The sequence below is a fragment of the Rahnella sp. P4_A8 genome, from assembly GCF_056402435.1.
Genome location: NZ_JBFUHK010000048.1, coordinates 1 through 22,313 on the forward strand (window position 1 = coordinate 1; position 22,313 = coordinate 22,313).

Below are 22,313 nucleotides of genomic sequence, written 5' to 3' on the forward strand. Positions count from 1 at the left end.
CACCACTTTATGTTCTATCGCAWTGCTCCCGCTGGCCAGCCCTGCGGTGCTTTCACAGCTCAGCGGCTGGCAGTTTGCCTGCCTGTTGTTTTGCGGCGCGAATACCTTGGTAGGATATGGCGCCTTAGCGGAAGCGATGGCGAGATGGCAGGCAGCTCAGGTAAGTGCATTAGTGACACTCACGCCGCTGTTTACCMTGCTATTTTCAGATTTATTGGCACTTGCCTGGCCTGACTTTTTTGCTGCACCAGTACTTAATTTTATTGGTTATCTGGGAGCATTTGTGGTGGTGGCGGGTGCAATGTTTTCCGCAATTGGCCATCGATGGTGGCCACGTCGGACAGAGCAAAACCTGGTAGCTAAACTTTAGCTGCCCGGCGAATGATTTACGGAGACAGAACAAATGAAGTTTGTTGATGAAGCCACGATTCTGGTTGTGGCCGGTGATGGCGGTAACGGGTGCGTCAGCTTCCGCCGCGAAAAATACATTCCACGTGGCGGCCCTGACGGTGGCGACGGTGGTGATGGCGGTGATGTGTACCTCGTTGCTGATGAGAACCTCAATACGCTGATCGATTTCCGCTTTGTGAAATCTTATCGTGCTGAGCGCGGTACTAACGGTCAGAGCAGCGACTGTACTGGTAAACGCGGTAAGGACATCACCATTAAAGTGCCTGTGGGAACGCGAGTTCTTGACCAAAGCACTGGCGAAGTCCTGGCCGATATGACCAAAAATGGTCAGGTTAATATGGTCGCTAAAGGCGGTTTCCACGGACTCGGTAACACCCGTTTTAAATCTTCCGTGAACCGTTCACCGCGTCAGAAAACCATGGGCACCAAAGGTGAAGAGCGTGATATCGCACTCGAACTGATGCTGCTTGCCGATGTAGGCATGCTGGGTCTGCCAAACGCAGGTAAATCGACGTTTATCCGCTCCGTCTCTGCAGCGAAGCCGAAAGTGGCTGATTATCCGTTTACCACACTGGTGCCAAGCCTCGGTGTTGTACGTATGGATCACGAACAAAGCTTCGTGGTTGCAGACATCCCCGGTCTGATCGAAGGGGCTTCTGAAGGCGCTGGTCTGGGTATCCGCTTCCTGAAGCACCTTGAGCGTTGCCGCGTTCTGTTGCACCTGATCGACATTGCGCCGATCGATGAATCTGATCCGATCGAAAATGCCAAAGTCATCATCAATGAACTGAAGCAATACAACGCCAAGCTGGCTGAAAAGCCGCGCTGGTTAGTGTTCAATAAAGTTGATCTGATCGAGAAAGAAGAAGCTGAAGCGCGTGCTAAGGCGATTGCTGATGCATTAGGTTGGGAAGGTAACTATTACCTTATTTCCGCTGCAAACCGCGAAGGTGTGAATGCATTGTGTTGGGACGTGATGAAGTTCATCAACGAAAATCCTAAGCACATGGCGATTGAAGAAGCGGCACCCGAGAAAGTTGAGTTCATGTGGGATGATTATCACCGTGAACAACTGGCTGAAGTGGAATCTGAAGCCGACGACGACTGGGATGATGACTGGGATGAAGATGACGACGAAGGCGTAGAAATCATTTACGAACGTTAATCCCGTGTATTAGCGTTTCATCGCTGAAAGAAAGGCTGCCATTGGCAGCCTTTTTCTTTTTGATCGCGTGTTAATCGGAGCGCGTATTAACGGGTGTCTGGTGAAAGTGTCAGCGAGCTTTGTAATGCAACATCCGGTAGCCAGCATTGTGCGCTGAGGCCAGTGTTGCCGGGGCGATTTCGCAATATCAGCGTACCGCCATGCAGGTGCGCAATCCGCACCACAATATTTAAGCCCAGGCCGCTGCCTCCATAACGTTGGTCGACGCGCTTAAAAGCCTGTGTCAGTTCACTGGCCTTCGTTTCATCAATACCCGGACCGGCATCGTCTATCTTTATCAGGAATCCGTTGTCTTGCGGTGCAATTGTGATGCCGATGTCGCTATTTTCAGGCCCGTAGCGGTAAGCATTTTCGACCAGATTGCGTACCATTAAACGTAGCAGCACAGCATCCCCCTGAATTTCAGCACGAGGCGGCAGGTGTATTTTCAAGTTTTGACCGCGTTCACTGAGCATTTCACACAGCTCTTCTCTGAGCGGCTCAACGACGTTACTGATCAGGTCAACCTGCTGATATTCGCCTTTGGCAAAATTCTGTCCGGCGCGGGCAAGCATAAGTAACTGCTCTATGGTATGCATTAACTGGTCGATGCGGCTTATCAGAGTATCGCTGCCTTCTACGCCTTTTTTGTGCATTATTTCCAGATGCAACCGGACGCCTGCCAGTGGAGTGCGCAACTCATGAGCCGCATCCGCAGTGAACAATCGTTCCTGCTGAATGGTGCTGGAGAGACGAGAGAAAAGCTGATTCAATGCATTCGTCACGGCCACAATCTCCCTGGTTTCGCTGTTGAGTGGCAGGGGAGAGAGGTTATCGGCTGAACGGGTCTCCAGTCGTTTTTGTAACTGGTTAAGAGGCCGGATAATCCAGCTGATGGCCCAAAAGGACAGTACCAGAGTAATACTCATCATGAGTAAGGAAGGGGCAATCAGTGAAGCAATGGCTTCTGCAATTTCTTTCTCAACGTGTGCGTTACGGACTTTGGCTGACAGGGTGTCATTGACCAGCAGGTTAATTTGTTCCTGGCTCTCGTGCCAGAGCCAGAAAATACTGATGAGCTGAGTCACGAACAGGATCAGAGCCAGCATAACCAGAAGGCGGCGGCGCATACTGGTCATACGATTATTTCCAGCCTGTAGCCGATACCACGTACAGTTCTGATGACTTCTTTACCCAATTTGCGGCGCAGATTATGAACATGTACCTCAAGCGTATTGGAGCCTAAATCATCCTGCCAGGTATAGAGATCTTGCTGGAGCAACTCGCGGTTTACAGTCTGCCCGGCACGCATCATCAGTCGTGACAAAATCGCGAACTCTTTGGGCGTGACCTCTACCGGCGCATCATTGAGATAAGCCTGCTGAGAGGAGAGATTGATTTTCAGGTTGCCGACGGAAATCTGGTTGTCACTCTGCCCCTGATAACGGCGGATCAGGGCGCGGACACGGGCCTGTAATTCGACTAGGGCAAAGGGTTTAATCAGATAGTCATCGGCACCGGCATCAAGGCCATCGACGCGGTCTTCAAGGGCATCGCGGGCAGTAAGAATCAACACGGGCAGGGAAATACTTTGACGTCGCCACTGGCGCAGCAGCGTTGCGCCATCTTTGTCTGGCAATCCTAAGTCCAGGATCACCAGACTGTACTGACTGGTTTGGATCAGACTCTGCGCCTCGGCCGCGGTTGACGCGCAGTCGCAGGCATAATTTTCACTGGTAAGTGCCAGCGTTAATCCCTGCCGTAAAAGTTCATCATCTTCAACTATCAGCAGTTTCATCGTCTGGCACTTCTCCGTGGTTAATTATTTTGGTAGATATCCCTGTAGAGACGGCTTTCAAAGCGCACCAGCGGTGCACGCCGTGTACGTTGATCTTCAGGGGGAACAGCATAGCCTGAAAGGAACTGCACAAAGGCCATACGCTGTCCGCTGGCTGTGGTGATGAAACCTGCCAGATTATATACGCCAGACAGTGAACCGGTTTTTGCCGATACTTTGCCGTCGACACCCGCTTCATGCAGACCACCGCGGTACTGTAAGGTTCCGTCATGGCCAGCTAAAGGCAACATCGAAATAAAATCTAATTCTTTGTCGTGCTGGGCGATATATTGCAGCACCTGCATCATTGTGGCCGGTGACAATAAATCATGGCGTGAAAGCCCGGAACCATCAACCTGAATCGAGTTACCCAAATCCACGCCTGCTTTCTGACGCAAAATCTGACGAACCGCGTCTGAGCCCGCCCGCCATGTTCCCGGCACACCAAAACGCTGATGACCAATCGTACGGAAGACCGTATCAGCGATCATGTTGTCTGATTTCTTAAGCATCTGATGCAGCAAATCATGCAGGGGCACTGATTGCGTTTGTGCCAGAACCGTACCTGCTGGTGTCGGCTGGGTTTGACGTTTCAGGGTGCCGTCAATCTGGATATCTGCCTGCAACAGCTCATCTTTAAGAATCGCACCGGCATAACTGGCACCATCCTGAATAGCAAAAGCCAGTGGCAGAGGCTCGCTGCGTTGAGTCAGACAACCAGTGAGTGTATATCGGTTGAATTCACCCGGGACGACATCCAGTTCGCAATACTGCGCATCCGGAGAGCCTTTTGCCAGCGTGCGGACTTCACTGAACATATGCACTGGATAATAAGAGGCTACGCGAATAAACGCGTTCTCGTCAGGTTTAGGCGCGCTATAGAGAGATACCGAGAAACAGTTTCTGTCGACAATTGCGGCGGCTGGGGGAGCGCTGAAGCATTGGGTGATATCGTTCCATGGCCATCCGGGAGCTTTGTCATGACTTGCAAACACGGAAGTGTTAATGACCACATCGCCAGTGATTTCTTTGACGCCCTGTTTTTTCAAAACAGCGACCATATTCCGAATATTCTGGCGTTTCAGGGTCRGGTCACCAGAAAACCGAGCGACCAGATCTCCCTTGAGAACTCCGTCAGRAACAGAACCCGATGTTTCGAGTGTAGTGGTGAAACGGAAATCAGGCCCCAACTGCAACAGCGCAGCCAGCGCCGTCAGAATCTTCATAGTACTGGCAGGCAGCGCCATCTGGGTACCGTGATAATCGATCACAGGCGCAGGGGCGCCAATTTTCTGTACCAGCACCGCCAGATTCGTGCCATCAGGCAGATATTCTGTGTAATTTTCGATCTGAGCCGCATTTGTATTCAGAACAAACGCGCATGCTAATCCACTGACAATTCGTAAAAAACGCATTATTTTGAGTAAAGGCTCTGAGTAACGGCAGGATAATGTGGTGCCATACTACGATGCTACGAACCAAGGCGCAACGTGGCTGAAAGTAAACGATGATCCTCAAGGAACTCTACGTTAAAATACGAATCAAAATGCGAAATGATTCCTGGCCTGGTGGCAACGCCGGGTGAGGTTTTTTTTGTTTTTCGCCAGAGAGTCGGTCAGAAGAACTGGCTTAATTTCTTACCTGATTCAATCAGGACGGTGTTTACCGAAAGGACCAAGTTAGAGGTAATAAATATATGAAACCGATTCCGATGACGTTACGTGGCGCAGAAAGATTACGTGAAGAACTGGACCATCTGAAGAGCGTCCGTCGCCCGAAAATCATTTCTGATATCGCGACCGCACGTGAGCATGGTGATTTGAAAGAGAATGCTGAATACCATGCTGCGCGTGAACAGCAGGGTTTTTGTGAAGGCCGTATCCAGGAAATCGAAGCTAAGCTTTCGAATGCTCAGGTTATTGATGTGACCAAAATGCCCGCAACCGGCCGTGTCATTTTTGGTGCGACAGTGACTGTGATGAACCTGGACACTGAAGAAGAACAAAAATACCGCATCGTGGGTGATGACGAAGCAGATTTTAAGCAAAATCTGATTTCTGTGAATTCCCCGATTGCCCGCGGTTTGATTGGCAAAGAGCAGGATGATGTTGTTGTCATCAAAACGCCTGGCGGCGATGTTGAGTTTGAAGTATTGAAGGTCGAATACCTCTAAAATCTGCATTAAAAAGGGCGAAACGTGATGTTTCGCCCGATAATTCTCACATTCATGCAGTGAATTGCTTCACAGTAAATTGAAAACTAAAGTAAAAAGGCCTGCTCAGACCTTCCCCTGAACGTGATTTCGTGGCACCTTTCCGAAAATCTACAGCGCTTTTCGTTAAACCTTAATGGATTAACGCGGTAAGATAATTTTGCGGTCTTCGGTGGAAGGGCGATAAAGTACCAGCATATTGCCGATGACTTGCACATTACACGCCTTGGTTTCACGCACAATCGCGTCTACGATCAAAGACTTCGTTTCGCGTTCTTCTGCCGCGACTTTAACCTTGATCAGTTCGTGATGTTGCAGCGCCTGTTCGATTTCGGCGAGCACACCCTCAGTCAGCCCGTTGTTGCCCAGCATAACAACCGGTTTCAGGGGATGCGCGAGGCCTTTCAGGTACTGTTTTTGTTTATTGTTAAGATTCATCGTCTTTTTTGCTTAAGTTGGGATTGAAAACGGGTCATTCTACCGCCATCTCATGTATATCACCAACCCGGACTGCTTCGGGGAGGGAATAATACTGACTTAGCCATAGACGTCATGATGCTAACAGCTTGTTCCAAAAGCTCTAACTCAGGGTGGTTGGAAAACTATATGGTTACTAAATAATGTCTAATAAAAAGCGTTCTGCAAGTTCCAGTCGCTGGTTGCAGGAACACTTTAGCGATAAATATGTGCTACAGGCACAGAAAAAAGGGCTGCGTTCCCGTGCCTGGTTTAAACTTGATGAAATACAGCAAGGCGATAAGCTGTTTAAACCGGGTATGACGGTGGTTGATTTAGGAGCAGCTCCTGGTGGTTGGTCACAGTATGTGGCGACGCAGATCGGTAACAAAGGGCGAATTATTGCTCTTGACCTTTTACCTATGGATCCTATTGTTGGAGTCGACTTCCTTCAAGGGGATTTTCGTGATGAATTAGTTCTCAAAGCGCTGCTTGAACGCGTGGGAGAAAGTAAGGTTCAGGTGGTCATGTCCGATATGGCCCCTAATATGAGCGGTACTCCGGCAGTCGATATTCCAAAATCGATGTATCTGGTTGAATTAGCATTGGATATGTGTCGGGATGTATTAGCACCAGGCGGAAGTTTCCTGGTGAAGGTGTTTCAGGGAGATGGCTTTGATGAATACCTGCGGGAAATTCGCTCCCTGTTTACGAAGGTGAAGATTCGTAAGCCAGACGCTTCCCGAGCACGTTCGCGAGAAGTGTACATCGTAGCGACAGGGCGGAAACTGTAGTTCCCTAACGCTGTTTGTTAACACAGTTGTAATATGAGGTTAATCCCTTGAGTGACATGGCGAAGAACCTGATCCTCTGGTTAGTCATCGCGGTTGTATTGATGTCTGTATTTCAGAGTTTTGGTCCCAGCGAATCTAATGGTAACAAGGTAGATTACACTACCTTTACAACCGAAGTGGCCCAAGACCAGGTCCGTGAAGTACGTATCAATGGACGTGCGATTGACGTTATCAAAAAAGACAGCAGCAAATACACAACCTATATTCCGGTTCATGATCCTAAATTGCTGGATACGCTGCTGAGCAAAAACGTGAAAGTTGTTGGTGAACCGCCTGAACAGCAGAGTTTCCTGGCGACTATCTTCATTTCATGGTTCCCGATGCTGCTTCTGATTGGCGTCTGGATATTCTTTATGCGACAGATGCAGGGTGGCGGTGGCAAAGGCGCAATGTCCTTTGGTAAAAGCAAAGCCCGCATGCTGACGGAAGACCAAATCAAAACTACGTTTGCTGACGTTGCAGGTTGTGACGAAGCGAAGGAAGAGGTGAGCGAGCTGGTTGATTACCTGCGTGAACCAAGCCGTTTCCAGAAACTGGGCGGTAAAATTCCTAAAGGCGTTCTGATGGTGGGTCCTCCGGGTACGGGTAAGACCTTGCTGGCTAAAGCCATTGCCGGTGAAGCCAAAGTCCCGTTCTTTACGATTTCGGGTTCTGACTTCGTTGAAATGTTCGTCGGTGTGGGTGCATCACGTGTCCGTGATATGTTCGAACAGGCGAAGAAAGCGGCTCCATGTATCATCTTCATCGATGAAATTGATGCCGTTGGCCGTCAGCGTGGTGCAGGTTTAGGCGGTGGTCATGATGAACGTGAGCAAACCCTGAACCAGATGCTGGTTGAGATGGATGGTTTCGAAGGTAACGAAGGTATTATCGTTATTGCCGCGACCAACCGTCCGGATGTTCTGGACCCTGCGTTGCTGCGTCCGGGCCGTTTTGACCGTCAGGTTGTTGTCGGCTTGCCAGATGTCCGTGGCCGTGAACAGATCCTGAAAGTTCACATGCGTCGTGTTCCGCTGGCGACAGATGTTGATGCTTCTGTGATTGCCCGTGGTACACCAGGATTCTCTGGTGYTGACCTGGCTAACCTGGTCAACGAAGCTGCACTGTTCTCTGCTCGTGGTAACAAACGTGTGGTGTCGATGGTCGAGTTCGAAAAAGCCAAAGACAAAATCATGATGGGTGCTGAGCGCCGTTCCATGGTAATGACCGAATCGCAGAAAGAGTCCACTGCATATCACGAAGCGGGACACGCCATCATTGGCCGCCTGGTTCCTGAACACGACCCTGTGCACAAAGTGACCATTATTCCTCGTGGCCGTGCATTAGGTGTGACCTTCTTCCTGCCCGAAGGTGATGCGATCAGCGCCAGCCGTCAGAAACTCGAAAGTCAGATTTCTACCTTATATGGTGGCCGTCTTGCTGAAGAGATTATTTACGGTGTGGAAAAAGTGTCTACCGGTGCGTCTAACGATATCAAAGTAGCCACGTCGATTGCCCGTAACATGGTTACGCAGTGGGGCTTCTCAGATAAATTAGGTCCGTTGCTGTATGCGGAAGAAGAAGGTGAAGTCTTCCTCGGTCGTTCAGTCGCGAAAGCTAAGCATATGTCTGATGAAACCGCCCGTATCATCGATCAGGAAGTTAAGTCTCTGGTTGAACGTAACTACGTTCGTGCGCGTACTCTGCTGATGGAAAACATGGATATCCTTCATTCAATGAAAGATGCCCTGATGAAGTATGAAACCATCGATGCACCGCAAATTGATGACCTGATGAACCGTACTGAAGTTCGCCCGCCAGCTGGCTGGGACGATGCTAACGGCAAAAACGGTAACAGCAACTCCAATGACGGCGGTACGCCAAAAGCGCCAACGCCTGTCGACGAACCTCGTACGCCGAATCCTGGCAACACGATGTTTGAGCAATTCAGCGGCAAGTAAGAGGCTGATTGGAAAATAATGCTGATGACACTCAACCCCGGGCTTGCCCGGGGTTTTTTATGCGTGCATTCTTTGCCTCGGAATTTGAAAAGCCTTTATTGATTGATCAGAAGGGACGTGATTTATGCACCTCACTGCCAGAGAGTCCAGATTGGACCTCACTTTCCCCCAGGTTATGGGGATCCTGAACGTTACCCCCGACTCATTTTCCGATGGCGGGCGACATAACACGCTTGATCTTGCTCTCAGACATGCTCAGGCAATGGTTGATGCAGGCGCGACAATTCTCGACATCGGTGGTGAATCGACCCGCCCTGGTGCAGCAGAAGTCAGCGAAGATGAGGAACTGGCCCGTGTGGTGCCGGTAGTCGAAGCCATTGCGCGGCGTTTTGATGTCTGGATCTCCGTGGATACCTCAAAAGCCGCCGTGATCCGTGAAGCGGCAAATGCGGGCATACATCTGATCAACGATATCCGTTCACTTCAGGAGCCCGGTGCGCTACAGGCTGCGGCCGAAACGGGTTTACCTGTTTGTCTGATGCACATGCAGGGTGACCCCAAAACGATGCAGCATGCCCCGCATTACGACAATGTCGTTGCGCAGGTGGATCAGTATTTTTTTGAGCAAATTGCCCGTTGTGTTAACGCCGGCATTGCGAAAGAAAAATTGTTGCTCGATCCGGGCTTCGGTTTTGGTAAAAATTTGGAGCATAACTATCAGTTGCTCGCACGGTTGGCTGATTTTCATCACTTTGGCATGCCATTGTTAGTGGGGATGTCGAGGAAATCCATGGTGGGGCAACTTCTGCATGTTTCTCCTGAGAAACGGGTTACCGGAAGTGTTGCTTGTGCTGTGATCGCTGCCATGCAAGGTGCTAAGATCGTGCGTGTACATGATGTAAAAGAAACCGTTGAAGCGATGCGTATCGTGGAAGCGACACTTTCTGCAAGGGATAAAAACTAATTATGAGCAACCGTAAATACTTTGGGACAGATGGCATCCGCGGAAAAGTGGGCGATACCCCGATTACCCCTGATTTTGTTCTGAAACTAGGCTGGGCGGCTGGCAAAGTATTAGCACGCCACGGTTCGCGTAAAGTGATCATCGGGAAAGATACCCGCATTTCGGGTTATATGCTGGAATCAGCGTTAGAGGCAGGGCTTGCTGCTGCAGGTTTATCGGCTTCTTTCACCGGCCCGATGCCAACGCCTGCCGTGGCTTACCTGACACGTACTTTCCGTGCAGAAGCGGGCATCGTTATTTCAGCCTCGCACAATCCTTACTACGATAACGGTATTAAGTTTTTCACAATCGACGGGACTAAATTACCTGACGAAGTGGAAGAGGCGATTGAAGCTGAGCTTGAAAAACCACTGACATGTGTTGAATCTGCCGAACTGGGTAAAGCCAGCCGCATCGTGGATGCCGCCGGTCGTTACATCGAATTCTGTAAAGGCACATTCCCGACAGAACTGAGTCTGAACAGTCTGAAAATTGTGGTCGACTGTGCCAACGGCGCTACTTATCACATTGCACCTAGCGTTTTGCGCGAATTGGGGGCAAAAGTCATCGCTATCGGCTGTGAGCCGGATGGGATGAACATCAACGAAGAATGCGGCGCAACGGATGTCCGTCAGTTGCAGCAGCGTGTTCTGGCTGAAAAAGCAGATGTCGGGCTGGCTTTTGACGGCGATGGTGACCGCCTGATCATGGTTGATCATGAAGGTAATAAAGTTGATGGCGACCAAATCCTCTACATCATTGCGCGTGAAGGGCTTCGTCAGGGCCAGTTGAAAGGCGGTGCCGTCGGCACGTTGATGAGCAATATGGGCCTCGAGCTGGCCTTAAAGCAACTGGGCATTCCCTTTACCCGTGCGAAAGTAGGTGATCGCTACGTACTGGAAAAAATGCAGGAAAAAGGTTGGCGGATCGGGGCTGAGAACTCAGGCCATATCATTTTGCTGGATAAAACTACTACCGGTGATGGCATTGTGGCAGGTTTGCAAGTGCTTACCGCGATGGTGCGCAATCATATGAGCTTGCATGACCTGTGCAGCGGCATGAAATTGCTTCCGCAGATCCTGATCAACGTCCGTTTTGCTGGTGAACATGATCCGCTGGAATCCGATGAGGTTAAGCAGGTCACGGCTGAAGTTGAAAAGCAGTTAGCGGGCCGCGGTCGGGTGCTGTTGCGTAAATCAGGTACCGAACCTCTGCTGCGCGTAATGGTCGAAGGGGAAGATGCCGAGCTGGTGGAAAAACTGGCCAACCGTATTGCGGATGCCGTCAAAGCGGTCAAAGCGTAAGCCGATAAAAAACGGTAAATTTTCGGTGAGTTTCTCGCTGCCGGACCTCCTGGCAGCATGTTTTATCCCGATTTGCCGTTTTTTTCCGCAAACGAACAGTTTGATGAAAATTGCCCTTGCACGGTAATACGGCTTTGGTTAGTATTCACACCCGCTTCAGTGGGTCCTTTGATGACCTGCTAAATGGTGAGAAGCAATTGGCATGCGGTGAACCCGCGAGGATACAGGTACTACTATGTACGACGCTCTTCTGGTGATTTTCCTTATCGTAGCAATTGGGCTTATCGCTCTGGTTATGCTGCAACAAGGTAAAGGCGCTGATATGGGAGCCTCTTTCGGGGCAGGTGCTTCTGGCACATTGTTCGGTTCGAGTGGTTCCGGTAACTTCATGACCCGCATGACCGGCGTTTTGGCAGCATTGTTCTTTATCATTAGTTTGATTCTCGGGAACATGAGCACCAATAAAGGCCAAAAAGGAAGTGAGTGGGAAAACCTGAGTCAGCCAGCTAAAACTGAGCAGACGACTGCACCGGCAGCTCCAGCAGCGCCTAACAGTGACGTTCCTCACTAAGCAGTAAACTTCTTATCAAAGAAGCTAAGTTTTCAAACAGTGGCTTATGCTTGGACAGTATAAGCGATTGTGAAAAAAAAGAGTGCCGAGGTGGTGGAATTGGTAGACACGCTACCTTGAGGTGGTAGTGCCCGAATGGGCTTACGGGTTCAAGTCCCGTCCTCGGTACCAATCTTTATGATAATTTGCTTTTTAGCGGTTATCGGCGTAGTATTTGCCACGTTTTCGGACGCGGGGTGGAGCAGCCTGGTAGCTCGTCGGGCTCATAACCCGAAGGTCGTCGGTTCAAATCCGGCCCCCGCAACCACTTTCCCTAAGTGTTTATTTCAAATAGACTTTCAGTATCTTCCTGTGATGTTCTGCAGCTTCAATTTGAAAACAACACTTCGCGAAAGTTGTACCGAAGCCGCTATGCGGCGAATAGGGTCCAGTTGCATAAAGCCCCGATTTATCGGGGTTTTTTGTTATTTGGCAACAGAATCACTGGGCTATTTAGCCCTTTTTTTATGTCTTGGGGGTGGGCTTGTCCACATTAGAACAAAAATTAACAGAGCTGATTACAGCACCAGTCGAGGCACTTGGCTTTGAGCTGGTGGGCATCGAGTTCGTTCGGGCTCGCCAATCGACGTTGCGCATCTATATTGATAGTGACGCCGGGATCAATGTTGATGATTGTGCTGATGTCAGCCACCAGGTGAGCGCTGTGCTGGACGTTGAAGATCCAGTCACTGTCGCCTACAACCTGGAAGTTTCCTCTCCAGGCCTTGATCGTCCTATGTTCACCGCTGAACATTATCAACGTTTTCTTGGCGATGAAGTCAGTGTTGTTTTGCGCATGGCAGTGCAAAACCGCCGCAAATGGCAAGGCATCATTAAAGCTGTCGAAGGCGAGATGATCACGGTGACAGTGGAAGGGAAAGATGAAGTGTTCGCACTGAGCAACATCCAGAAAGCGAACCTGGTACCCCACTTTTAAAGAGTTTGGAAGAGGCAACTAGGATGAACAAAGAGATTCTGGCTGTTGTAGAAGCAGTTTCTAATGAAAAATCCCTCCCGCGCGAGAAGATTTTTGAAGCGCTGGAAATTGCATTATCAACGGCGACCAAGAAAAAATACGAGCAGGAAATCGAAGTCCGCGTCAGCATTGACCGCAAAACAGGCGACTTCGATACTTTCCGTCGCTGGGTAGCAGTCAACGAAGTGACTCAGCCGACCCGTGAAATCACCCTCGAAGCTGCACAATACGAAGATCCGTCAATCGACCTCGGCGGATATATTGAAGATCAAATTGAGTCGGTCACTTTCGACCGCATCACTACGCAGACTGCTAAACAAGTTATCGTACAGAAGGTACGTGAAGCAGAACGCGCGATGGTGGTTGATCAGTTCCGTGAGCAGCAAGGTGAAATTGTTACTGGCGTCGTTAAGAAAGTTAACCGTGACAGTATTGCGCTGGATTTAGGCAGCAACGCTGAAGCTGTTATCCTGCGAGAAGACATGCTTCCTCGTGAAAACTTCCGCTCCGGCGACCGTATTCGTGGGGTGCTGTATGATGTTCGCCCTGAAGCACGTGGTGCTCAGCTGTTCGTCAGCCGTTCACGAAACGAGATGCTGATTGAACTGTTCCGCATCGAAGTGCCGGAAATTGGCGAAGAACTGATCGAAATTAAAGCGGCAGCTCGTGATCCGGGTTCCCGTGCAAAAATCGCTGTAAAAACTAACGACAAACGTATCGACCCGGTCGGTGCTTGTGTCGGCATGCGTGGTGCACGCGTTCAGGCCGTTTCCAGTGAACTGGGCGGTGAACGCATTGATATCATCCTTTGGGATGACAATCCTGCGCAATTTGTTATCAACGCAATGGCACCGGCAGACGTCGCTTCCATCGTAGTTGATGAAGATAAATGCACCATGGATATCGCCGTTGAAGCCAGCAATCTGGCACAGGCGATTGGCCGCAATGGCCAGAACGTGCGTTTGGCCTCCCAATTGTTGAAACAGCATCGTGGTGATGACAAGTGGGAACTGAACGTGATGACAGCAGACGACCTGCAAGCCAAACATCAGGCTGAGGCACACGCTGCGATTGATACCTTTACCAAATATCTGGCCATCGATGAAGATTTCGCCACGGTTCTGGTTGAAGAAGGTTTCTCTACGCTTGAAGAACTGGCTTACGTGCCAGTTAACGAACTACTTGAAATCGACGGCCTGGATGAAGACACCGTGGATGCGCTGCGCGAACGTGCGAAAGAAGCGCTGACCACACTGGCTTTAGCTCAGGAAGAAAGTCTCGGTGACAAAAAGCCTGCTGACGATCTGCTTAATCTGGCGGGTCTGGAACGTAGCATGGCATTTAAACTGGCTGCACAAGGGGTTTGTACGCTGGAAGATCTTGCCGAGCAGGGTGTCGACGATCTGGCTGATATTGAAGGTCTTACTGACGAGCAGGCTGGTGAACTTATCATGGCCGCGCGCAATATCTGCTGGTTTGGCGACAACGCGTAATAAACTGTAGCAGGAAGGAACAGCATGACAGATGTAACTGTAAAATCGCTGGCGGCAGAGATTCAGACTCCGGTAGATCGCCTGGTACAGCAATTTGCTGATGCAGGGATCTCGAAGTCCGAAGCTGACTCTGTGACCCAGCAAGAAAAAGAAACTTTATTGTCGCATCTGAATGGTGGAAATTCAGGTGCGTCAAACAAACTGACGTTACAACGCAAAACGCGTAGTACACTGAATATTCCGAGCACCGGCGGGAAGAGTAAATCGGTGCAAATCGAGGTCCGCAAGAAACGCACTTATGTTAAACGTGATATGACCGAGGCAGAACTTGCCCAGGCCGAAGCGGAAGAGCAGGCGAAGCGTGACGCGGAAGAACAGGCACAGCGTGCAGCAGCGGAGCAAGCCCAGCGCGAAGCTCAGGAAAAAGCCAAACGCGCCGCCGAAGAGCAAGCTAAACGTGAGGCCGCTGATAAAGCTAAGCGTGATGCAGCGGAAAAAGATAAAGTGACCAACCAAAATACCGATGAAGTAACTAAACCAGCTCAGGCAGAGAAAGCACGCCGTGAAGCTGAAGCCGCAGAGCTGAAACGCAAAACGGAAGAAGAAGCCCAGCGTAAGATTGAAGAAAACGCCAAGCGCATCGCAGAAGAGGCCCGTAAAATGGCTGACTCTGGTGTCTGGACTGAAGCTACTGCACCAAGCGAATCAGAATCTGCTGACTATCATGTCACCACTTCTACCCATGCTCGTGCTGCTGAAGACGAAAATGACGCCAAAGTTGAAGGCGAACGTCGCAGCCGTACTCGCGGTGGCAAAGCGACCAAACAGAAAAAAGGCAACAAGCTGTCCGAATCTAAAGCGGATCGCGAAGAAGCCCGTGCTGTTGGCCGTAACGGTAAAGGTAAGCGTAAGCCAAGTACCTTACAGCAGAGCTTTAACAAGCCTGTTGTTGCCGTGAACCGTGATGTTGTAGTGGGTGAAACCATTACTGTTGCTGAGCTGGCAAACAAAATGGCAGTTAAAGGTTCTCAGGTCATCAAAACCATGATGAAACTGGGCGCCATGGCCACCATCAACCAGGTCATTGATCAGGAAACTGCTCAACTGGTTGCAGAAGAAATGGGTCATAAAGTTATCCTGCGTCGTGAGAACGAGCTGGAAGAAGCGCTGATGAGCGATCGTGACACAGGCGCTTCTGCAGCCGCTGAGCCACGCGCTCCGGTTGTGACCATCATGGGCCACGTTGACCACGGTAAAACCTCATTGCTTGACTACATTCGTTCAACGAAAGTGGCAGCAGGCGAGGCCGGTGGTATTACCCAGCATATCGGTGCTTACCACGTAGAAACCGAAAACGGCATGATCACCTTCCTGGATACTCCGGGACACGCCGCGTTTACCTCAATGCGTGCTCGTGGTGCTCAGGCAACGGATATCGTTGTACTGGTTGTTTCTGCAGATGATGGCGTGATGCCACAAACCATCGAAGCCGTACAGCATGCGAAAGCTGCTGGCGTGCCAATCGTGGTTGCAGTGAACAAAATTGATAAGCCAGATGCTGATCCGGACCGTGTTCGTACCGAACTGTCTCAATACGGCGTTATGCCGGAAGAGTGGGGCGGTGAATCTCAGTTCATCCACGTTTCTGCGAAAGTCGGTACCGGTATTGACGATTTGCTGCAAGCTATCTTGCTGCAAGCCGAAGTTCTGGAACTGAAAGCAGTTCGCACCGGTATGGCAAGCGGCGTTGTGATCGAGTCCTTCCTGGACAAAGGTCGTGGCCCGGTTGCAACCGTTCTGGTTCAGGAAGGTACTCTGAACAAAGGCGACATCATTCTGTGTGGCTTCGAATACGGCCGTGTCCGTGCGATGCGTGACGAAATGGGGCGTGATATTACGTCTGCGGGCCCTTCTATCCCTGTCGAAGTACTGGGTCTGTCCAGTGTACCGGCTGCGGGGGATGAAGTTACCGTTGTACGTGATGAGAAAAAAGCCCGTGAAGTTGCTCTGTATCGTCAGGGTAAATTCCGCGAAGTTAAACTGGCTCGCCAGCAGAAATCTAAACTGGAAAACATGTTTGCGAACATGACTGAAGGTGAAGTTTCTGAACTGAACATCGTTCTGAAGTCAGACGTTCAGGGTTCTTGTGAAGCGATTTCCGACGCATTGCAAAGCCTTTCTACTGACGAAGTTAAAGTTAAGATCGTCGGTATGGGGGTCGGTGGTATCACTGAAACTGATGCGACACTGGCCGCTGCTTCTAACGCGATCATTCTGGGCTTCAACGTCCGTGCAGATGCTTCTGCCCGCCGCGTCGTAGAAAGCGAAAGCCTGGATCTGCGTTACTACTCTGTCATCTATAACCTGATTGACGAAGTCAAACAGGCGATGAGCGGTATGTTGGCGCCAGAATACAAACAGCAAATCATTGGCCTGGCTGAAGTTCGTGACGTGTTCAAGTCACCTAAATTCGGTGCTATCGCAGGTTGTATGGTGACTGAAGGTATGATCAAGCGTAACAACCCAATCCGTGTACTGCGTGAAAACGTGGTGATCTACGAAGGCGAACTGGAATCCCTGCGTCGCTTCAAAGATGACGTTGCTGAAGTGCGTAACGGCATGGAATGTGGTATTGGCGTTAAGAACTACAACGATGTGCGTACTGGTGATGTGATCGAAGTCTTCGAAATCATCGAGATCAAACGTACTATCGCTTAACGTTTGCGAAGTAGCTGATATCCAGATGGGGGGCCTTGCGCCCCCTTATTTGTCTGGAGCAAGTGAGGAGAAAAGCATCATGGCAAAAGAATTTAGCCGTACTCAACGTGTCTCCCAGGAGATGCAAAAAGAAATCGCCATCATCTTACAGCGTGAAGTCAAAGACCCGCGCGTAGGCATGGCGACAGTTTCAGGCGTAGAAGTATCACGCGACCTGGCGTATGCCAAAGTGTTCGTCACCTTCCTGGACGTGCTGACGACTGACAATCACGATCCTGATCGTGTCAAAAATGGCATCAAAGCTTTGCAGGACGCGTCAGGTTTCATCCGTACCCTGATCGGTAAAGCGATGCGTTTACGTGTCGTACCAGAACTGACTTTCGCTTACGACAACTCTTTGGTTGAAGGTATGCGTATGTCCAATCTGGTGACCAATGTCGTGAAGAACGATGCTGAACGCCGTTCAGCTGCAGGCGATGACGAGGAAGCATAATGAGTCGCCCACGTCGCCGCGGCCGTGACATACACGGCGTTCTGCTACTGGACAAATCTTTAGGCTTGTCTTCTAACGATGCCCTGCAAAAGGTTAAACGCCTTTATAACGCTAACCGCGCAGGCCATACCGGTGCGCTCGATCCCTTAGCCACCGGTATGCTGCCGCTGTGCCTGGGTGAAGCGACCAAGTTTTCCCGGTTCCTGCTTGATTCTGACAAACGCTATCGCGTGATTGCCCGCATGGGACAACGTACGGATACGTCAGACGCCGAAGGTGCCATCATTTCCGAACGTGAAATGACTTTCACTCAGCAGCAACTGGACGACGCACTCGACAGTTTCCGCGGAGAAACTCAGCAAATTCCTTCCATGTATTCAGCATTGAAATATGAAGGGAAAAAACTGTACGAATATGCACGTCAGGGCATCGAAGTCCCGCGAGAATCACGCAGCATTACCGTGTATGAATTGCAGTTTATACGCTGGGAAGGCTTTGATGTTGAGCTGGAGATTCATTGCTCAAAAGGCACTTACATCCGCACGATTGTCGATGATCTTGGTGAGAAACTGGGCTGTGGTGCGCACGTGACTTATCTGCGTCGTTTGCAGGTGGCAACTTATCCTTCAGAGCGAATGGTCACTATGGAAAAACTCCATGAGCTGATCGCTCAGGCAGAAGAGCAGGGCATTGAGCCGCGCTTGCTGCTGGATCCTTTGTTGTTGCCGATGGATAGCGCATGTGAAGATTTCCCGGAAGTGAATCTGTTGCCTGTGGTGGCCGGATATGTCAAACAGGGTCAACCTGTTCAGGCATCTGGTGCGCCCGTCAGCGGTATGGTTCGCATCACTGAAGGCGAAGAACGTAAGTTTATCGGTGTAGGAGAAATTGATGATGATGGCCGCATTGCGCCACGTCGTCTGGTCGTTGAATACACCGACTAAGCGCTTTCTGCCCACCTTGCGATCATATATAGCAAAGGGTAGAATAGCGCAGCTTATGCATTGGGTTGCTGAATTAGAGATCGGCACCCGTTTAATTATCTATAATATTTTGGAGTAAGATTATGTCTCTAAGCGTTGAAGCTAAGGCTCAGATCGTTTCCGACTTCGGTCGCGGCACTAACGACAGTGGTTCTACCGAAGTTCAGGTTGCTCTGCTGACTGCTCAAATTAACCATCTGCAAGGTCACTTTGCAGAACACAAAAAAGATCACCACAGCCGTCGTGGTCTGCTGCGTATGGTTTCTCAGCGTCGTAAACTGCTGGACTACCTGAAGCGTAAAGATGTAGCGCGTTACACCGGCCTGATCGAACGTCTGGGTCTGCGTCGCTAATCAAGCGAGTTTCAGTGTAAAGGGGCCAATAGGCCCCTTTATTCTAGGAAGCTCAGCCAAATCAGGGTACTGTATGGCTGCGGTTTCTACTGTTATTCTAAGAACATGAACTTCCGTTACAGATGTTTTCGCGCGGCTAATGAGAGACTTTATTACCACATTGCCAGGTATATAAGGATTGTCATTAGTCGCGAGAATGTAGTGAGAAGCTCGGATATTTATCGGCGTGAACTGCTGTCATAACAGCTGCGCGTCATACAAAAGGACATTACATTGCTTAATCCGACTATTCGTAAATTCCAATACGGCCAGCACACCGTTACGCTGGAAACTGGCATGATGGCTCGTCAGGCAACTGCCGCTGTTATGGTTAGCATGGACGACACCGCGGTATTCGTTACCGTTGTTGGCCAGAAAAAAGCTAAACCAGGTCAGAGCTTCTTCCCGCTGACTGTTAACTATCAGGAGCGTACTTACGCTGCTGGTCGTATCCCGGGTAGCTTCTTCCGTCGCGAAGGCCGTCCAAGTGAAGGCGAAACACTGACTTCACGTCTGATTGACCGCCCGATTCGCCCGCTATTCCCGGACTCTTTCCTGAATGAAGTTCAGGTTATCGCGACGGTAGTTTCTCTGAACCCACAAGTTAACCCTGACATCGTTGCGATGATCGGTGCGTCTGCTGCCCTGAGCCTGTCTGGTATTCCATTCAATGGCCCGATCGGTGCTGCACGCGTTGGTTACATCAACGATCAGTATGTTCTGAACCCAACCGCAGATGAGCTGAAAACAAGCCGTCTGGACCTGGTTGTTGCCGGTACTCAGGGCGCGGTTCTGATGGTTGAGTCTGAAGCTGAAGTGCTGAGCGAAGATCAGATGCTGGGCGCAGTGGTATTCGGCCACGAACAACAACAAATCGTTATCGACAACATCAACTCACTGGTTGCTGAAGTTGGTAAGCCGAAATGGGACTGGCAGCCAGAAGCGGTTAACGCAGAGCTGCACGCTCGCGTCGCTGCCTTGTCTGAATCCCGTCTGGGTGATGCGTACCTGATCACCGAGAAACAAGAACGTTACAACCAGATTAATGTGATCAAAGCTGACGTTGTTCAGGCTCTGCAGGCTGAAGACGAATCCCTGGACGCTGGTGAAATCTCTGACATTCTGGGCAGCATCGAGAAGAATGTGGTTCGTAGCCGTGTGCTGCGTGGCGAGCCGCGTATTGATGGTCGCGAAAAAGACATGATCCGTGGTCTGGACGTGCGCACTGGCGTTCTGCCACGTACTCACGGTTCTGCTTTGTTCACCCGTGGCGAAACTCAGGCGCTGGTCACTGCCACTCTGGGTACTGCGCGTGATGCACAGAACCTGGATGAGCTGATGGGCGAAAAAACTGACAGCTTCCTGTTCCATTACAACTTCCCTCCGTACTCAGTAGGTGAAACTGGGATGGTGGGTTCGCCAAAACGTCGTGAGATTGGCCATGGCCGTCTTGCTAAGCGTGGCGTGCTGGCGATGATGCCAAAACCAGAAGACTTCCCGTACACCGTACGTGTGGTTTCTGAAATCACTGAATCCAACGGTTCATCTTCAATGGCTTCTGTTTGTGGCGCATCTCTGGCCCTGATGGACGCAGGTGTTCCGATTAAAGCCGCTGTTGCGGGTATCGCAATGGGTCTGGTTAAAGAAGGCGAAAGCTTTATCGTTCTGTCCGACATTCTGGGTGACGAAGATCATCTGGGCGACATGGACTTTAAAGTGGCCGGTAGCCGCGATGGTATCACCGCGCTGCAAATGGACATTAAAATCGAAGGTATCACCCGCGAAATCATGCAGGTGGCTCTGAATCAGGCTAAGGGTGCACGTCTGCACATTCTGGGCGTGATGGAACAAGCTATCAGCATTCCACGTGGCGATATCTCTCAGTTTGCTCCGCGTATCCACACCATCAAGATCAGCCCGGACAAAATCAAGGACGTGATCGGTAAAGGTGGTTCTGTGATTCGTGCGCTGACCGAAGAAACCGGCACCACGATCGAAATCGAAGATGACGGTACTGTGAAAATCGCAGCCACCGACGGCGAGAAAGCGAAATACGCTATTCGTCGTATCGAAGAGATCACTGCTGAAATCGAAGTTGGCCGTATCTATCAGGGTAAAGTGACCCGTATCGTAGACTTTGGCGCATTTGTTGCCATCGGCGGCGGTAAAGAAGGTCTGGTGCATATTTCTCAAATCGCTGACAAGCGTGTAGAGAAAGTGACTGATTACCTGCAGATGGGCCAGGAAGTTCCGGTTAAAGTTCTCGAAGTTGACCGTCAGGGTCGTGTGCGTCTGAGCATCAAAGAAGCTACCGCACCTTCTCAGGACGAAACAACTGAGCAACCTGCAGCAGAATAATCTGTAACAGAAGTTTTACAGCTCCTTTCCATTTGGGAAGGAGCTGTTCGTCTCACGGACGCAGGACGCGTTTGTGTTAAGCAAGCGGATGACAGGATGTTCATCCAATGTTTGTCTCCGGGAGTAGAAATGAAGCCTTTCTTGCGCTGGTGTTATGTTGCGACAGCACTTATGTTGGCAGGATGCAGCAACCATGATTGGCGTAAAAATGAAGTTCTGGCGATTCCGTTGCAGCCAACGTTGCAGCAGGAAGTCATCCTGGCACGCATGGAACAAATACTTGCCAGTCGGTCATTAACCGATGATGAGAGAGCACAGCTATTATATGAGCGCGGTGTGCTGTATGATAGTCTCGGGCTAAGAGCACTGGCGCGAAATGATTTTTCACAAGCGCTGTCTATTCGTCCTGATATGCCAGAAGTTTTTAACTACCTGGGGATTTACCTAACGCAGGCAGGCAATTTCGATGCTGCCTATGAAGCGTTTGATTCTGTACTAGAGCTTGATCCAACTTACAACTACGCGCGTTTGAACCGAGGTATCGCCCTGTATTACGGTGGCCGATTCTCGTTAGCGCAGGATGATCTGCAGGCGTTTTATCGAGACGATCCAAATGATCCCTTCCGTTCGTTATGGCTTTATCTTGCGGAGCGAGAAATCAATCCAAAGAATGCCGACGTAGCGCTTCAACAGCGTTATGACAAAGCGGACAGAGGGCAATGGGGATGGAATATCGTCGAATTCTACCTGGGCAAAATCAGCGAATCTACGCTGATGGAACGCCTCAAGGCAGAAGCAACGGATAACACTTCGCTCGCTGAGCATCTCAGTGAAACTGACTTCTATTTAGGTAAACATTACCTAAGTCTGGGGGACAAGAACAGCGCCGCGGCACTGTTCAAACTGACGGTAGCTAACAATGTCCATAACTTTGTTGAGCACCGCTATGCATTGTTGGAATTGGCGCTTTTGGGCCATGAGCAAGACGACCTATCAGAATCGGACCAGCAATAGCTGACGACACCAATCAGCCTTTTAATCATGGTATTTACCATTTTTAAGCGCCTTA

The 22,313-nt window shown here is 50.3% G+C and carries 20 protein-coding genes and 2 tRNA genes; 18 read left to right on the forward strand and 4 right to left on the reverse strand.

What is annotated here, in order from left to right; genetic code table 11:
* Together AC1DUO_RS18650 and cgtA are read left to right on the forward strand one after the other, a co-directional pair.
* Positions 1-370 (forward strand): EamA family transporter (locus AC1DUO_RS18650; RefSeq protein WP_477988268.1); only part of this gene is annotated, 370 nt, incomplete at its 5' end.
* Positions 371-403: 33 nt separating this feature from the next.
* Entirely contained in the window at positions 404-1,576 is a 1,173-nt protein-coding gene (gene cgtA, locus AC1DUO_RS18655; RefSeq protein WP_119261165.1) for an Obg family GTPase CgtA, read from the forward strand.
* Between the two features lie 86 nt (positions 1,577-1,662).
* Here the strand turns inward: cgtA and pmrB are convergent, their stop codons facing one another.
* From pmrB to dacB, 3 genes are read right to left on the reverse strand one after another with little or no spacing between them, the layout of a single operon-like run.
* The gene (gene pmrB / locus AC1DUO_RS18660; RefSeq protein WP_112197543.1) at positions 1,663-2,754 is read right to left on the reverse strand and encodes a two-component system sensor histidine kinase PmrB; all 1,092 of its coding nucleotides are present in this window, start codon (positions 2,752-2,754) and stop codon (positions 1,663-1,665) included.
* Complete coding sequence (gene pmrA, locus AC1DUO_RS18665) at positions 2,751-3,413, reverse strand: two-component system response regulator PmrA (RefSeq protein WP_013573810.1); 663 nt, start codon at positions 3,411-3,413, stop codon at positions 2,751-2,753. The genes pmrB and pmrA overlap by 4 nt, the downstream gene beginning before the upstream one ends.
* Positions 3,414-3,433: 20 nt before the next feature.
* Positions 3,434-4,867 carry a serine-type D-Ala-D-Ala carboxypeptidase gene (gene dacB / locus AC1DUO_RS18670; RefSeq protein WP_477988271.1) on the reverse strand — a complete coding sequence of 478 codons (1,434 nt, stop codon included), beginning with the start codon at positions 4,865-4,867 and terminating at the stop codon, positions 3,434-3,436.
* Between the two features lie 281 nt (positions 4,868-5,148).
* On the opposite strand from dacB, the gene greA reads away from it, so the two are divergent.
* Positions 5,149-5,625, forward strand: a complete 477-nt coding sequence (gene greA, locus AC1DUO_RS18675; RefSeq protein WP_013573812.1) for a transcription elongation factor GreA — start codon at positions 5,149-5,151, stop codon at positions 5,623-5,625.
* A gap of 180 nt (positions 5,626-5,805) precedes the next feature.
* On the opposite strand, the gene yhbY is transcribed toward greA, so the two are convergent.
* On the reverse strand, positions 5,806-6,102 hold the full coding sequence (gene yhbY / locus AC1DUO_RS18680) for a ribosome assembly RNA-binding protein YhbY (protein WP_013573813.1): 297 nt from the start codon (positions 6,100-6,102) through the stop codon (positions 5,806-5,808).
* Between the two features lie 182 nt (positions 6,103-6,284).
* Between yhbY and rlmE the strand changes: the two genes are divergently transcribed.
* From rlmE to nlpI, 15 genes are all read left to right on the forward strand, one after another.
* Entirely contained in the window at positions 6,285-6,914 is a 630-nt protein-coding gene (rlmE, locus tag AC1DUO_RS18685) for a 23S rRNA (uridine(2552)-2'-O)-methyltransferase RlmE (protein ID WP_013573814.1), read from the forward strand.
* A gap of 56 nt (positions 6,915-6,970) precedes the next feature.
* Positions 6,971-8,914 (forward strand): ATP-dependent zinc metalloprotease FtsH, encoded by a 1,944-nt coding sequence (gene ftsH / locus AC1DUO_RS18690; protein WP_477988280.1) that lies wholly within the window; start codon positions 6,971-6,973, stop codon positions 8,912-8,914.
* A gap of 124 nt (positions 8,915-9,038) precedes the next feature.
* Positions 9,039-9,878, forward strand: coding sequence for a dihydropteroate synthase (gene folP, locus AC1DUO_RS18695; RefSeq protein WP_119261166.1), 840 nt, complete (start codon positions 9,039-9,041; stop codon positions 9,876-9,878).
* Between the two features lie 2 nt (positions 9,879-9,880).
* Entirely contained in the window at positions 9,881-11,221 is a 1,341-nt protein-coding gene (gene glmM / locus AC1DUO_RS18700; protein WP_037034237.1) for a phosphoglucosamine mutase, read from the forward strand.
* A gap of 235 nt (positions 11,222-11,456) precedes the next feature.
* On the forward strand, positions 11,457-11,792 hold the full coding sequence (secG, locus tag AC1DUO_RS18705) for a preprotein translocase subunit SecG (RefSeq protein ID WP_013573818.1): 336 nt from the start codon (positions 11,457-11,459) through the stop codon (positions 11,790-11,792).
* Between the two features lie 84 nt (positions 11,793-11,876).
* A tRNA-Leu gene (locus AC1DUO_RS18710) sits at positions 11,877-11,963 on the forward strand.
* A gap of 59 nt (positions 11,964-12,022) precedes the next feature.
* Positions 12,023-12,099, forward strand: a tRNA-Met gene (locus AC1DUO_RS18715).
* 216 nt (positions 12,100-12,315) lie between these two features.
* Entirely contained in the window at positions 12,316-12,768 is a 453-nt protein-coding gene (gene rimP / locus AC1DUO_RS18720) for a ribosome maturation factor RimP (RefSeq protein ID WP_014411570.1), read from the forward strand.
* A gap of 23 nt (positions 12,769-12,791) precedes the next feature.
* Positions 12,792-14,300: a transcription termination factor NusA gene (nusA, locus tag AC1DUO_RS18725; RefSeq protein ID WP_013573819.1), complete on the forward strand. Its 1,509-nt coding sequence runs from the start codon at positions 12,792-12,794 to the stop codon at positions 14,298-14,300.
* Between the two features lie 24 nt (positions 14,301-14,324).
* Positions 14,325-17,018, forward strand: coding sequence for a translation initiation factor IF-2 (gene infB, locus AC1DUO_RS18730; protein ID WP_013573820.1), 2,694 nt, complete (start codon positions 14,325-14,327; stop codon positions 17,016-17,018).
* A 79-nt stretch (positions 17,019-17,097) separates the two neighbouring features.
* Positions 17,098-17,511: a 30S ribosome-binding factor RbfA gene (rbfA, locus tag AC1DUO_RS18735; RefSeq protein WP_014333704.1), complete on the forward strand. Its 414-nt coding sequence runs from the start codon at positions 17,098-17,100 to the stop codon at positions 17,509-17,511.
* Entirely contained in the window at positions 17,511-18,455 is a 945-nt protein-coding gene (gene truB / locus AC1DUO_RS18740) for a tRNA pseudouridine(55) synthase TruB (RefSeq protein WP_013573822.1), read from the forward strand. The genes rbfA and truB overlap by 1 nt, the downstream gene beginning before the upstream one ends.
* A gap of 122 nt (positions 18,456-18,577) precedes the next feature.
* Entirely contained in the window at positions 18,578-18,847 is a 270-nt protein-coding gene (rpsO, locus tag AC1DUO_RS18745; protein ID WP_013573823.1) for a 30S ribosomal protein S15, read from the forward strand.
* Positions 18,848-19,120: 273 nt separating this feature from the next.
* The gene (pnp, locus tag AC1DUO_RS18750; RefSeq protein ID WP_013573824.1) at positions 19,121-21,244 is read left to right on the forward strand and encodes a polyribonucleotide nucleotidyltransferase; all 2,124 of its coding nucleotides are present in this window, start codon (positions 19,121-19,123) and stop codon (positions 21,242-21,244) included.
* Positions 21,245-21,373: 129 nt separating this feature from the next.
* On the forward strand, positions 21,374-22,258 hold the full coding sequence (nlpI, locus tag AC1DUO_RS18755; RefSeq protein WP_014333708.1) for a lipoprotein NlpI: 885 nt from the start codon (positions 21,374-21,376) through the stop codon (positions 22,256-22,258).
* Positions 22,259-22,313 lie beyond the last annotated feature (55 nt).